The sequence below is a fragment of the Streptomyces sp. 4F14 genome (assembly GCF_048159485.1).
In the GTDB taxonomy this organism is placed as follows: domain Bacteria; phylum Actinomycetota; class Actinomycetes; order Streptomycetales; family Streptomycetaceae; genus Streptomyces.
In genome coordinates this window covers 104,283-117,712 of record NZ_JBLRVY010000036.1, presented here as the reverse complement: position 1 = coordinate 117,712, position 13,430 = coordinate 104,283, and the positions used below count along the sequence as shown (strand labels likewise).

The 13,430-nt window shown below is 72.3% G+C and carries 10 protein-coding genes and 1 pseudogene; 5 read left to right on the top strand and 6 right to left on the bottom strand.

Features of this window, described 5'->3' with window-relative positions; all coding sequences use genetic code 11:
* The first annotated feature begins 335 nt into the window (after positions 1 to 335).
* Together sucC and sucD are read left to right on the top strand one after the other, a co-directional pair.
* The gene (gene sucC / locus ACLZOT_RS42665) at positions 336 to 1,529 is read left to right on the top strand and encodes an ADP-forming succinate--CoA ligase subunit beta (protein WP_416974608.1); all 1,194 of its coding nucleotides are present in this window, start codon (positions 336 to 338) and stop codon (positions 1,527 to 1,529) included.
* 28 nt (positions 1,530 to 1,557) lie between these two features.
* Entirely contained in the window at positions 1,558 to 2,442 is an 885-nt protein-coding gene (gene sucD, locus ACLZOT_RS42660; protein ID WP_416974607.1) for a succinate--CoA ligase subunit alpha, read from the top strand.
* A gap of 115 nt (positions 2,443 to 2,557) precedes the next feature.
* Here sucD and ACLZOT_RS42655 read toward each other — a convergent pair whose 3' ends face one another.
* Complete coding sequence (locus tag ACLZOT_RS42655) at positions 2,558 to 3,670, bottom strand: helix-turn-helix domain-containing protein (protein ID WP_416974606.1); 1,113 nt, start codon at positions 3,668 to 3,670, stop codon at positions 2,558 to 2,560.
* A 96-nt stretch (positions 3,671 to 3,766) separates the two neighbouring features.
* On the opposite strand from ACLZOT_RS42655, the gene ACLZOT_RS42650 reads away from it, so the two are divergent.
* Positions 3,767 to 5,701: a DUF6350 family protein gene (locus ACLZOT_RS42650; protein ID WP_416974605.1), complete on the top strand. Its 1,935-nt coding sequence runs from the start codon at positions 3,767 to 3,769 to the stop codon at positions 5,699 to 5,701.
* A 134-nt stretch (positions 5,702 to 5,835) separates the two neighbouring features.
* On the opposite strand, the pseudogene ACLZOT_RS42645 reads toward ACLZOT_RS42650, so the two are convergent.
* A pseudogene (locus ACLZOT_RS42645) lies at positions 5,836 to 6,534 on the bottom strand (hypothetical protein); the annotation flags it as partial.
* A gap of 877 nt (positions 6,535 to 7,411) precedes the next feature.
* Here ACLZOT_RS42645 and purN point away from each other — a divergent pair.
* Both purN and purH read left to right on the top strand, forming a co-directional pair.
* Positions 7,412 to 8,044, top strand: a complete 633-nt coding sequence (gene purN, locus ACLZOT_RS42640) for a phosphoribosylglycinamide formyltransferase (RefSeq protein WP_416974604.1) — start codon at positions 7,412 to 7,414, stop codon at positions 8,042 to 8,044.
* A 26-nt stretch (positions 8,045 to 8,070) separates the two neighbouring features.
* Entirely contained in the window at positions 8,071 to 9,633 is a 1,563-nt protein-coding gene (gene purH / locus ACLZOT_RS42635) for a bifunctional phosphoribosylaminoimidazolecarboxamide formyltransferase/IMP cyclohydrolase (RefSeq protein WP_416974614.1), read from the top strand.
* 69 nt (positions 9,634 to 9,702) lie between these two features.
* On the opposite strand, the gene ACLZOT_RS42630 is transcribed toward purH, so the two are convergent.
* The 4 genes from ACLZOT_RS42630 to ACLZOT_RS42615 all read right to left on the bottom strand — a co-directional run bounded on the left by ACLZOT_RS42630 (position 9,703) and on the right by ACLZOT_RS42615 (position 13,211).
* Positions 9,703 to 10,149, bottom strand: a complete 447-nt coding sequence (locus ACLZOT_RS42630) for a hypothetical protein (RefSeq protein WP_416974603.1) — start codon at positions 10,147 to 10,149, stop codon at positions 9,703 to 9,705.
* A gap of 117 nt (positions 10,150 to 10,266) precedes the next feature.
* Positions 10,267 to 11,625, bottom strand: coding sequence for a serine/threonine-protein kinase (locus tag ACLZOT_RS42625; protein WP_416974602.1), 1,359 nt, complete (start codon positions 11,623 to 11,625; stop codon positions 10,267 to 10,269).
* Positions 11,622 to 12,353 (bottom strand): FHA domain-containing protein, encoded by a 732-nt coding sequence (locus ACLZOT_RS42620; RefSeq protein ID WP_416974601.1) that lies wholly within the window; start codon positions 12,351 to 12,353, stop codon positions 11,622 to 11,624. The genes ACLZOT_RS42625 and ACLZOT_RS42620 overlap by 4 nt, the downstream gene beginning before the upstream one ends.
* Positions 12,354 to 12,482: 129 nt before the next feature.
* Positions 12,483 to 13,211, bottom strand: coding sequence for an RDD family protein (locus tag ACLZOT_RS42615; RefSeq protein ID WP_416974600.1), 729 nt, complete (start codon positions 13,209 to 13,211; stop codon positions 12,483 to 12,485).
* Between the last annotated feature and the right edge of the window lie 219 nt (positions 13,212 to 13,430).

Here is a 13,430-nt window from a genome sequence, read left to right as displayed (position 1 = left end):
GGGGGGGGGGGGGGGGGGGGGGGGGGGGGGGGGGGGGGGGGGGGGGGGGGGGGGGGGGGGGGGGGGGGGGGGGGGCCCCCCCCCCCCCCCCCCCCCCGGCGGCACGCGGTGCCAGAAAGAAGCCGTCCGGAGGCATCATGTGACAGGTATCACCGCTCAGGTGTGACCCGCGATTTAGAGGGGGTCGCATGGCAGGGATAACCTGCGAGACGGACATGCCGCGCGCTCGGACACCGTGTGCGCCCTGCTTGTGACACATGCGGTCGTCACGTTGCCCTTCGCGGCACGCCCACGCATCCAACGAACCGCGAGATCACTGATAGGGACGGAAGCGCGTGGACCTGTTCGAGTACCAGGCGAGGGACCTCTTCGCCAAGCACGATGTACCGGTGCTGGCCGGTGAAGTCATCGACACGCCTGAGGCGGCCCGCGCAGCCACCGAGCGTCTGGGTGGCAAGTCCGTCGTCAAGGCCCAGGTCAAGGTCGGCGGCCGCGGCAAGGCCGGCGGCGTGAAGCTGGCCGCGACCCCCGACGAGGCGGTCGAGCACGCGACCAACATCCTCGGCATGGACATCAAGGGCCACACGGTCCACAAGGTGATGATGGCCGAGACCGCGCCGGAGATCGTGGAGGAGTACTACGTCTCCTTCCTCCTGGACCGCGCGAACCGCACCTTCCTCTCCATCGCCTCCGTCGAGGGCGGCATGGAGATCGAGGAGGTCGCCGAGACGCGTCCCGAGGCCGTCGCCAAGACGCCGATCGACGCCATCGAGGGCGTGACCCCCGAGAAGGCCCGTGAGATCGTCGCGGCCGCGAAGTTCCCGGCCGAGGTCGCGGACAAGGTCGCCGACGTCCTCGTCAAGCTGTGGGACACCTTCATCAAGGAGGACGCCCTCCTCGTCGAGGTGAACCCGCTGGCGAAGGTCGCCTCCGGTGACGTCATCGCGCTGGACGGCAAGGTCTCCCTGGACGACAACGCCGAGTTCCGCCACCCCGACTTCGAGGAGCTCCACGACAAGGCCGCGGCGAACCCGCTTGAGGCCGCGGCGAAGGAGAAGGGCCTCAACTACGTCAAGCTGGAGGGCGAGGTCGGCATCATCGGCAACGGCGCGGGTCTCGTCATGAGCACCCTCGACGTCGTCGCCTACGCCGGCGAGGCGTATACATCGGAGAATGGCGGCGGCGTCAAGCCCGCCAACTTCCTGGACATCGGCGGTGGCGCCTCCGCCCAGGTCATGGCCAACGGCCTGGAGATCATCCTCGGCGACCCGGACGTCAAGTCCGTGTTCGTGAACGTCTTCGGTGGCATCACCGCCTGTGACGAGGTCGCCAACGGCATCGTCCAGGCCCTGAAGCTCCTTGAGGACCGCGGCGAGAACGTCTCCAAGCCGCTCGTCGTCCGCCTCGACGGCAACAACGCCGAGCTGGGCCGCAAGATCCTCACCGACGCCGCGCACCCGCTGGTGCAGCGCGTCGACACCATGGACGGCGCGGCCGACAAGGCCGCCGAGCTGGCCGCCGCCAAGTAAGCACTCAGGACGAGGACACCGACACACCATGGCTATCTGGCTCAACAAGGACAGCAAGGTCATCGTCCAGGGCATGACCGGCGCCACCGGGCAGAAGCACACCAAGCTGATGCTGGCCGACGGCACCAACGTCGTGGGCGGCGTGAACCCGCGCAAGGCGGGTACGACCGTCGACTTCGACGGCACCGAGGTACCCGTGTTCGGCACGGTCGCCGAGGCGATCAAGGCGACGGGCGCCAACGTCACCGTCATCTTCGTGCCGGAGAAGTTCACGAAGGACGCCGTCGTCGAGGCCATCGACGCCGAGATCGAGCTCGCCGTCGTGATCACCGAGGGCATCGCCGTGCACGACTCGGCGAACTTCTGGGCGTACGCCGGCCAGAAGGGCAACAAGACCCGGATCATCGGCCCGAACTGCCCCGGCATCATCACGCCCGGTCAGTCGAACGTCGGCATCATCCCCGGCGACATCACCAAGCCGGGCCGCATCGGTCTGGTCTCGAAGTCCGGCACGCTGACGTACCAGATGATGTACGAGCTGCGTGACATCGGCTTCTCGACCGCTGTCGGCATCGGCGGCGACCCGATCATCGGCACCACGCACATCGACGCGCTCGCCGCGTTCGAGGCCGACCCCGACACCGAGCTGATCGTCATGATCGGCGAGATCGGTGGCGACGCCGAGGAGCGTGCCGCGGACTTCATCGCGAAGAACGTGACGAAGCCGGTCGTCGGCTACGTCGCGGGCTTCACCGCGCCCGAGGGCAAGACCATGGGCCACGCCGGCGCCATCGTCTCCGGTTCGTCCGGCACCGCCCAGGCGAAGAAGGAGGCCCTGGAGGCGGCGGGCGTCAAGGTCGGCAAGACGCCGACCGAGACCGCCGAGCTGGCCCGGGAGATCCTGGCCGGCTGACGCCGACCGGTTCCTACCGACGGGCCCGCTCCCCTGTACGAGGGGGGCGGGCCCGTCGGCGTACCCGGGCCGAGGCGTTCTCAACCCCATCGGCGTTCTTCGCGGTCCGGCGGTGTCATCTGAGGTCCGGTACGAGCCTCTCCGGGCCGTGGCTCGTCTCCTTGCGCAGCTTCGCCCGCAGCGCCAGCTCCGCGTCCGACAGCGCGCCCGGCGCCTGCCGCGGCGGGACCCCGCTGACCGTCGCTCCCGGCGGGACCGGCGGTTCGTAGTGCGTGGGGGCCGTGTTCAGGGTCAGGGCCGTCGCGCCGATGATCGTGACCGTGAACGCGATGGCCGCGCGCGTCCAGAAACTCGCCCGGCGCTCCCCCGACAGCCGTACCGTCCGGGGCCGGGGCGCGCGCAGGCGCTCCGCCGAGGCGACCTCCGCGAGACGCCGGTGCAGGGTCGCCGGGTCGGCGAGTTCGGGCAGGCGGGTGGCGAGCGCCTCGCGCGCGTGCAGCACGCGATTGGCCGCCGCCGGGGTGCTCGCCTCCGTCTCCGCCGCCGTCTCCGGCAGGTCGAGGCCGACACCGTCGTACAGGACGAGCGTGCGGCGGTAGGACGGGGGGAGCCGCAGGAGTACGTCGAGCAGGGCGCGGTCGGGGGCGGAGGCGGGCGGGGCTTCGGGGTGGCGGTAGCGGGGGCGCAGCCGGTGCCAGGGGGAGAGCGCGTACTCGTACGCCGTCGCGCGGACCCAGCCCGCCGGGTCGCGGTCCGTCGCGACCTCGGGCCAACGCTGCCACGCCGACTGGAAGGCGCGCTCCACCGATTCGCGGGCCAGCTCGCGGCGGCCGGTGAGCAGGTAGGTCTGGCGGACGAGGGCGGGGGCGCAGAAGGCGTACAGGGCGTCGAACGCCTGCGCCGGGGTGAGGGGGGCGCGCTGCTCGGGGGCGTCCGGGGTGCCCGGGTCCTGCTGGGGCGGGTCTGCCTGGAGAGACGCGGATACTCTCGGTTGAGGTTGCGTCACTTTCTGAAGTTCCGTCATTTCTGGCTCCAGGGACGCCAGGAGCCGCGCGTACGCCGCCCGCTTGGTGCCGCGCGGTGTCGTACGGCCGGCCTCCCAGGCGCGCACCGTCTCTCGGGTGACGCCGACCGTCGAGGCGACCTGAGCCTGGGTCAGGGCGTGGGCCTCGCGCAGGCGTCGGCGTTCCTTGGGAGGGGGGAGGGGAGCGGCTGGGCTCTGGGTCACCGGGCACCCCTTCGTACGAAAAAGTACATAAAAGTATTTTGGGTGACACGGCGAATGTTCGCCTGTTACGCCGGGAAAGCGCGTGTCGTTGGGAGCATGACGGGCGTGAACCCGATGACTGCCCGCCGCCCGCCGCTGTCGTCCCTCCCCGCGCGCGTGCGGGAACGCTCCCCCGGACTCGCCGCCGGCCTCCTCGGCGGCGCGCTCGCCGCCGGCCTCGGCCTCGGGTCGGTCGCCGTGCTCGTCATGGTCCTGTGGATCAGCTCCCCCTACCCCGACAGCGGGCCCGGCGGCGCGCTGCACGTCGCCGTCTCCCTGTGGCTCCTCGCGCACGGCGCGGAACTCGTCCGCGTCGACACACTTTCGGGTGTCCCCGCGCCCATGGGGGTGACGCCGCTGCTGCTCGTCCTGCTGCCGGTGTGGCTCGTCCGACGCGCCGCGCGGGACGCCGACGGGGGTGCGGGGTGGGCCGGTGTGGTCGCCGGGTACCTCCTGGTCGCCGTCGGAGCCGCCTGGTACGCCGCCGGGGGTGCGCTGCGGCCCTCCTGGGTGTGGACCGGTGTGTGTCTGCCGCTCGTCGTCTGCGGCGCCGCTGCCGCAGGGGCCCGGAGCGGGTTCGGGGGGCTCGGTTTCGGTGGGTTCCTGCGGGGGAACGGCGCCGGTTCGGGCCGGGTCCCCGGGCTCCTGCGGCGGATCGGCGCCGGGGATTCCGCTGCCGACAGCGGGGCTGGGGGCGCCGGTGAGTGGGGCGGTGTCGCGCTGCGCGCCGGGCTCGCCGGGGCCGGGGTGCTGCTCGGGGGCGGCGCGCTCCTGGTCGCCGTATCGACCGTCCTGCACGGTGGCGGCGCGCGCGGGTCGTTCCTCCACCTGACGGAGGGCTGGTCCGGGCGGTTCGCCGTCCTGCTGCTGTGCGTCGTCCTCGTGCCCAACGCCGCCGTCTGGGGTGCCTCCTACGCCCTCGGCCCCGGCTTCGCCCTCGGCGCCGGGCACCCCGTCACGCCGCTCGCCTCGGATCCGGCCGCCCTGCTGCCGCCGTTCCCGCTGCTCGCCGCGGTGCCCGACGCGGGCAGCGGCGGCCCGTCCACCTGGGCCGCCGGCGGCGTCGCCCTCGCGGGCGCGCTGGCCGTGGGCTGGTTCGTCGCGCGCGCGGGCGCCTCCGGGGACGCCGCGTGGTCCTGGTCGCGGACCGCCGGGGGCGCCGTCGCCGCGGCCCTCGTCCTCGCCGTCGTCATGGCCGCCGCCGCGGGGGTCGCCGGAGGGCCGCTCGGCGTGGACACCCTCGCCCGCTTCGGGCCCGTGTGGTGGCAGGTCGGGGGAGCGGCGTTCGTCTGGGGGGCGGTGGTCGGAGTGCCCGTCGCCCTCGCGGTACGGGGCTGGTCGTGCCGGGAACGGAGCGCGGGGACCGTGCGGTGGCGGGGGATCCGGAAGGCACCGGCCGCCGGGGAGAACGGGTGGGCAGCGGGGGCTCCGGAGAACGGACGGGAGTGGGAGCTGCTGGTCGACGGGGCGGCCTGGGAGGCGGGGGTGCCGGGGGAGAACGGGGCCGGTTCGCAGGACGCCGGTCGGCAAAGCGGTCGGCGGGGGCGGTGGTGGTCACGGAGTGGGCCGGAGCACGTGGTGCCGGAAGGCAGGGTCGAGCCGGGGGTGTCCGACGGCGGGCACGAGAGCGAGGACAAGGACGGGAAGGACGGGTACGAGGGAGAAGGCGCACGGCGACGCCGTACCCGCTTCCCGTCGCCGGCCGGGCTCTTCCGTACGGCGAAGAAGGCGCCCGACCTTCCCGACCTCGGCGTTCCGCGTGCCGACGATCCCGTCTACGCCTCCCTCCTCAAGGACGACTCCTCCGACGCCGGCGCCTCCGGGACCCTCTTCGAGCCGTACGACTTCCTCACCACGTCGCCTGATCCGGCCTGGCACGACGACACGGCTCGCGAGGCTCGTTGGGCGGCGTTGAGGGAGGCGTCGAGGCCGTGGGAGGAGGCGGAGACGGGGGCGGAGCGGGAGGTGCCGGGGGAGAAGGGGGAGGGGTGAGGTGGTGAGGGGGGCGGTGGGGCGAAAAAAATGTGTGGGGAGATGTGAACCGGGTGGCGGGGTCGGAACGATGAAGGGTCAGAGGGGCAGGAGGGAGAGGCCACCGGTCAGCGGCTCACCGACTCCCGCCCCCTTCAGTCCGCGGTACCCAGCAAGTCCCGCAACTGCTTGGGAAGGAGGTCGTCGCAAGACTGCTGGGCCTCGTTGGTGAGGGCGTCCGCCCGGCAGGTGTAGTAGTCCCGGTAGACCAACTGCGCGGTGAAGCCGGCACCGACGAGAGCGAGGGCGAGAGAGGCGGTGACGAGGCCGGTGATCGCGGCGGTGGTCTGGGGGCGGCCGCCGGAGGAACCGGAGGGGTTGCGGGGAGCGGGGGAGTCGGCGGAGCCGTCGACGGCGGAGGTGTTCTGACGAGGCCGGGCTCTCAGAGCACTGATCGCCCAGTAGAGGGAGAGCGCACCGAGAAGGAGAGCCACATAGGCCCAGCCGAAGAGGACGAAGAAGAAGGACCACATACCGCCGAGCAAGGAGTACCGCGCGCGGCGCTGAGCCGGATCGGTCGGGTCCCAGCGGGGACCGGGCGCCTGGTTGCCCCCCTGACCCTCGGGTCCGGCACCCGGCCGATCCCCGAACCCGCCCTGCGACCGCCCGGGCTGCCGGTCGCTCCACCGCCCCCACGGCGAACCCCCGTCGCCGTCGCCCCCTTCTCCGCGCGTGGGTTCCCGGGGTCGCCAGGGCTGATCCGGAGCACCCTCGGGCGGCGGGGCGAAGGGATTCCCGCCCTGCTGGTCCCGCCCGCCTCGACCGTCCCGCCCACCGTGCCCGTCCTGACCGTCCCGAGCACCCGAGACCTCGGGGCCCTGCGCCCCGTCGACGCCGGAGGAACTCCGAGCGCCCGCACCTTGACTTCCTGAATCGTGAGCATCAGCGACACCGGCGGAACCCTCGGCTCCCGCCCCCTCGCCGGCCTGCGCGCCCCGCCCCTCCGGGGAACCCGCCGCGCTCCGCTCGCCCGGCGCCGCCTGAGCACCCGGCGTCCCCTGGACCGCCGAAGCCCCGTGCTCCCCGGCCCCTTCGCTCCCCCCGAGCCCCTCGGGCCCGCGCCCCTCGCCGGACCCCTGGGCAGGCTCGGTTCCCCGGGTCGCCGGAGCCGGTTCGCGGGTGTTCTCCCGTTCGGGCTCGCCCGTGCCGGGGGAGGAGAGGCGGCCCTCCCGCAGGAGGGGGGCGTGGGGGCGGGCGGTGGGTCGCAGACTGCGGTCCGGCATCAAGTGAGCGTCTTCCCTAGGTGAGTCGGAGATCAGTCGGACAAGTCGGGCGGGCCGGCGGGGCCCCTGGTCAGGACGGTCGGCGGGGAGGGGGAGGCGAGGGCCGGGGAGGGGCTGTCCGCGCTGCGGGGGCGCGGTGCCGGGATCGCTCCCCGGCCACCGGCTCCGCCTCACGAACCGCGCACACCACCCTGGTCCTTCACCCATCCCTCATGTGCCGATCGGTCTGAAAAGAGCTGTCACTCCGGAAACGTGCCACACCACCGCCGCGTTCCCGAGCCCGCTCCCCGCAGACGCTACCTCCCGGCCCCGCCCCCGTCCCGTGGGGGCCGCCGGGTGTGCCGGTATCGTTGCTGACGGTCGGCCGCTTCGTAGACTTCCCCGTATCCAGGGGCGCAACGCATTCGTACGACCGCACAAACGCCGACCGTGAGAAAGGTCCCCGAACGTGGCCGACCCGGCCCCCGCCCCCAAACGCCTGGTCGTCCTGGTCTCCGGCTCCGGTACGAACCTCCAGGCCCTGCTGGACCACATCGCCGAGGCCGGAGCGGGGGAGTACGGCGCGGAGATCGTCGCGGTCGGTGCGGACCGTGACGGGATCGAGGGCCTCGCCAGGGCGGAGCGCGCGGGGATCCCGACGTTCGTCGTCCGGGTGAAGGACCACGACAGCCGGGACGGGTGGGACGCGGCGCTCGCCGGGGCGGTCGCGGCGTACGGACCGGACCTGGTCGTCTCGGCGGGGTTCATGAAGATCGTCGGCAAGGAGTTCCTGGCCCTGTTCGGCGGCCGGTTCGTGAACACCCACCCCGCGCTGCTGCCGAGTTTCCCCGGCGCCCACGGAGTGCGGGACGCGCTCGCGTACGGGGCGAAGGTCACCGGCTGCACCGTCCACTTCGTCGACGACGGCGTCGACACCGGCCCGATCATCGCCCAGGGCGTGGTCGAGGTCCGGGACGAGGACGACGAGAGCGCGCTGCACGAGCGCATCAAGGAAGTCGAGCGAAGGCTGCTCGTCGAGGTCGTGGGGCGGATCGCCCGCAACGGCCACCGCATTGAGGGACGAAAGGTAGTTATCCCGTGACCGCCGAGAACGTGACCGCCGAGGCCGTGACTTCCGAGAACCGACGGCCGATCCGCCGCGCGCTCGTCAGCGTGTACGACAAGACCGGCCTGGAGGAGCTGGCCCAGGGCCTGCACGCGGCCGGGGTCCAGCTCGTCTCCACCGGCTCCACCGCCGCGCGCATCGCCGGCGCCGGTGTCCCCGTCACGAAGGTCGAGGAGCTGACCGGGTTCCCCGAGTGCCTCGACGGCCGGGTCAAGACCCTGCACCCGAAGGTGCACGCCGGGATCCTCGCGGACCTGCGGCTGGAGAGCCACCGCGAGCAGCTCGCCGAGCTGGAGGTCGAGCCGTTCGACCTGGTGGTCGTCAACCTCTACCCGTTCCGGGAGACGGTCGCCTCCGGGGCGAGCGCCGACGAGTGCGTGGAGCAGATCGACATCGGCGGCCCGTCCATGGTGCGCGCCGCCGCGAAGAACCACCCGTCGGTGGCCATTGTCACCGACCCGGCCCGGTACGCCGACGTCCTGAAGGCCGCCGCGGACGGCGGGTTCGACCTCGCCACGCGCAAGCGGCTCGCGGCGGAGGCGTTCCAGCACACGGCGGCGTACGACGTGGCGGTGGCGTCGTGGTTCGCGTCGTCGTACGCCCCCGTCGACGAGTCGGAGTTCCCCGACTTCCTGGGCGCGACCTGGTCCCGTGAGAACACGCTGCGCTACGGGGAGAACCCGCACCAGCCCGCCGCGCTGTACGTCGACGGCAGCGGCACCGGACTCGCGGTCGCCGAGCAGTTGCACGGCAAGGAGATGTCGTACAACAACTACACGGACACGGACGCCGCGCACCGGGCCGCGTACGACCACGACGAGCCGGCCGTCGCGATCATCAAGCACGCCAACCCCTGTGGGATCGCGGTGGGTTCGGATGTCGCGGAGGCGCACCGCAAGGCGCACGCGTGTGACCCGCTGTCGGCGTTCGGCGGGGTCATCGCCGTGAACCGGCCCGTGTCGAAGGAGCTGGCCGAGCAGGTCGCGGAGATCTTCACCGAGGTCATCGTGGCGCCGGACTACGAGGAGGGCGCGCTCGAAGCGCTCGCCAGGAAGAAGAACATCCGGGTGCTGAAGGCGCCCGACGGGCCGTCCGCGCCGGTCGAGCTGAAGCCCATCGGGGGCGGCGCGCTCCTCCAGGCCGCCGACCGGCTCCAGGCCGACGGCGACGACCCGGCGAACTGGACGCTGGCGACCGGCGAGGCCCTGGACGCCGGGGAGCTGGCCGAGCTGGCGTTCGCGTGGAAGGCGTGCCGGGCGGTCAAGTCCAACGCGATCCTGCTGGCGAAGGACGGCGCCTCCGTGGGCGTCGGCATGGGCCAGGTCAACCGGGTCGACTCCGCGAAGCTGGCCGTCGAGCGGGCCGGCGCGGAGCGGGCGCAGGGGTCGTACGCGGCGTCCGACGCGTTCTTCCCGTTCCCCGACGGCCTGGAGATCCTCACCGCGGCCGGCGTCAAGGCCGTGGTGCAGCCCGGGGGTTCGGTACGGGACGAACTGGTCGTGGAGGCCGCGCGGAAGGCGGGCGTGACGATGTACTTCACGGGGACGCGGCACTTCTTCCACTGAGCCGCACAGGAACGACGTACGGCCCGCCGGTCACCTCGACCGGCGGGCCGTACGCTCCCGGAGGAGTGGTCAGCCTCGGGAGTAGTTCTCCGGCGCCGAGCAGAACGTCGCCGACGGGTAGTGCGTGCACACCGTGACCTTCACACGGTCGATCCCGCCGACGAGGTCCGAGTCGCCGATCGTGAAGGTGAAGGTCCGGCGCTGACCGAGGTCGCTCTCGTCGTTGGCGGACCGCGTCTGGGAGTCGATCTTCGTGGCACCTGCGAACGCCTCGAAGTAGGCGACGGTGTAGGCCCCGGCCTGGAGGTCGACCACCGCGCCGGTGATCCCCGCGGTGCGGTTGTACCAGGTGATGGTGCCGCTGGTGTAGCTGTTCGTCGTGGAGCCGTCGGTCTTGGAGACGAAGAACGAGTCCGTCGGGTAGTCCGCCGCCGATGCCGGGGCGGCGACCGCGATGCCGAGTGTGCCGCAGGCCGCGAGCAGGACGGCGGACGCCTTGCGGGCGATGTGAGACATGCCGGTACCTCTCTGAGCTGTTGGGAGGCGGTGCGGAAGAGAGCCTGGTGCACGGCGACGGCGTGGGGAACCTGGAACCTTCCAGGGCCTCGGATCGACTCCTCCGTACTGCGCGTATCACCCGCAGTGCACGATCAGCTGATGTGACAGCGGCGCGTACGTGCCTGCCAGGTTCCCCTGCGCGCGCTGGGCCGTGCAACCTGTGCGCATACGGGAGTTGGGGCGGGTGATGTCCGCGCCCACAGGGACGTAGTTGCGGCCCCGGTAGTACGCGACGCCCCCGAAACCCGTTGACTCGTCCGCGTTGTAGTAGACCGAGCGGACGGGGTCGGTCGCGCTCCACATACAGGTCTCCCGGCCGGAGAGCCAGTCGGGATCGGCGTCCCGCCAGGAGCACATCTCGCCGGTGCCGTTGGGGCCCTTGAAGAAGCAGACACTGGGGTAGGGACAGCGGTGGTAGCCGTAGACGGGACCGTCGGAACGGCTTTCGGCATACGCGTACGTCGCTGTCATCATGCCCGCCAGGAGGAGCGCCGCCGCGACGCGCAGGCGAGGGAGGCGGCGTGGGCGCAGCCGCGGCAGCCGGGCGGAGCGGATCGTACCCGTCGCCGACTCCACCCGGCGCAGCAGCTCCTTCGCGCCGACCCGTGAGCCGTGGGCCGGCGTCAGGCAGTCGCGGACGATCTCCCGCCACTCGGCGGGGAGTTCGGCGTCCAGGCGCAGTTCCTGCGCGCCGCGCGCATAGCGTAGGGCCGCGTCCGTGCGGGCCTGGGGCGTGGCCCCCGGCAGGGGATGCGTGCCGGTGAGGAGGACGTGCGCGAGGACGCCGAAGGCCCAGATGTCGGCGGTGGGACGGATCCGGGTGCCGCGTTCGCTGACCTCCGGCCACAGCAGCTCGGGCGGCGTGTAGTCGGGGGTGGTGAACAGCGGGGCGTACGCGTGGGTGCCCTCCAGTTCGGCGGCCGTGCTGAAGTCGGCGAGCCGTACCGAACCGTCCTTCATCAGCAGGACGTTGGCCGGTTTCAGGTCGCCGTGCACCCAGCCCGCGTGGTGCAGCTGGTGCAGGCCCTCGCAGATCTGGGCGAGGACCCGGGGCTCCCGCAGGGGCAGGGTGTCCAAGGAGCCCTCGGCGCGCTCCAGGACGAGGACGGTGGCACCGTCCAGCTCCGGGCGCTGCGGATCCTCCACGGTCACCACGTCGTACATCCGGATCAGCCGGGGTGCCCGCAGCCGGGACAGCAACTCGACCTCGCGGTCGGCGAGTTCGCGCAGGTGGTGGAGTTGGCGCGGGGTACGGGTGCCGGTGGGGAGGAACTTGAGGGCGACATGGCGCGGAAGGCCGGGGGAGCCGTCGGGAGGCCCGCTCGCGTCCGGCGCGCGCCGCCCCGCGTACACCGTGGCGAACGCACCCGAAGCCAGCGGCTCGCGGACCTCCCAGTCGCCGGCCCGGTACCCCTTCGGGACGAGGACGCTCATCGCGCCTCCCGCAGGGCCGGCGCGGCCAGGAGCACGAGGTCGTCCTCCTGGACCAGGTCGAAGCGCAGGGCGAGCGAGACGAGGGTCTCCTTCTTGCCGTTGAGGCGCCGCCCGCCGGTCTCGGCGGTGTCCTCGCGCAGGCGCAGCTTCACCGCGAGGTAGTCGATGTTCCAGTACACGGCGGAGCGGGTGACACCGGGCCACACCTCGCGCAGGCGCTCCACCAGCTCCTCCACGGCGGGCAGCGGGGCGTGCGGCTCGCCGCGCAGCCGGGGTTCGCACAGGGCGGCGAGGACGGCGAAGTAGCGCTTCGTGCGGTCCAGGGAGAACGCCGGGGTGGTCGCGGCCCCGCTCAACTCCCGCCGGGACACGCTGCGGAAGGCGTGGCGCGGGGCCCACACGTCGAAGGCGAGGAGGTCCCCCGAGGCGGGCAGCACGACCCGCGAGAACTCGAAGGGGACCGGCGCCTCCAGCCGGCCCGGCGCGACCTTGACGTGCTCGCCCGCGCCCTCCGGGTTCTCGACGACGTACGTCTGGTCCTCGCTGAGGTTGCTGAGCAGCCAGAACGTGCGGTCGGGGACGATCTCACCGGCGACCCGGGGCACCCCTTCGTGCGCGATGACCAGCCCGCCGCCCACCCGGCCGAACGGCAGCCGCTCGCCCGCCCCCAGTCTGATCTGCTCGTTCACGCCCGCACACTGCGGTGGTACGACGATGAGGCTGTGCATGGAGTCGTCCCCCTTCTCCAGACAAGGCAGGGGGGCTCGGCCCCCCGGTCCGATGGGGCGAGAGTAAAGGGACCTTGGCGGTGTCCGCCATGGTTTGCCCGGAACCGGGGGATCTGCGGGAGTGGCTGCTTACCGGTTGTGGATGACCATCGTCTTGGACGCCTTGTCGTGCCAGCCCTGCTGCCGGCCGGACTTGTCCCAGAACGGGGACAGGTAGACGAGGAGCTGCCCGATGCCGCAGGCGAAGCTGCCGACCAGCGGGATGACCCAGCGGATGAACGACGAGCCCATGCCCGGCTTCTGGCCGGTCTCGACGTTGACCACGCGCAGCCCGACGGCGAGCTTGCCGAGGGTGGCGCCCTTGAGGCCGACCATCAGCCACTCGTAGAGGAAGCTGACGACCGTGAGAAGGAGGACGACGACCATGATCTTGCCGCCGATCTCGTTCGCGGCGTCGTCCATGCACGCGTTGTAGACGGCCGAAGAGTCGTTCGGGTCGCAGTCACTGGCGGAGCTGATGCTGCCCGCGATGCCGGCGATCGTGAACGCCAGGTAGACGACGAAGATGATCGCGCCGTCGATGCAGCGCGCACCGAGGCGGCGGCCCATCGACGCGACCTGCGGGCCGCCGTAGCCGGCCGGGTAGCCGCCGCCGGGGGCCTGCGGGTAGCTCGGGTAGCCCTGGGGCGGCTGCTGGCCGTACTGCTGCTGGTCCTGCGGGTAGCCGTAGCCCTGCTGGGGGTACCCCGGCGGCTGGCCGTAACCGGGCTGCTGCGGCTGGCCGTAGCCGCCGGGCTGCTGCGGCTGGCCGGGCTGCTGGCCGTAGGGGTTGCCGGGCGGCGGAGCGCCGAAACTCATGGCTGGATTCCTCCGTTGGACTACGCGGGGACGGCGCGGACAAGGCGGAGGAATGTCGATACTTGAGCGGTTCTTCCCCCGACAGGACCGCGAATGTGCGGTTTTCATCGTTGATTGATCCGTCAGTTCTTGTCCAGCCCGATTCGCCGGGTGTTGTGCAAGTGCAACATCCGTGAGTGGAGTGACCGGATTGGAACCGGAGACCGGTCATCCGCGAGG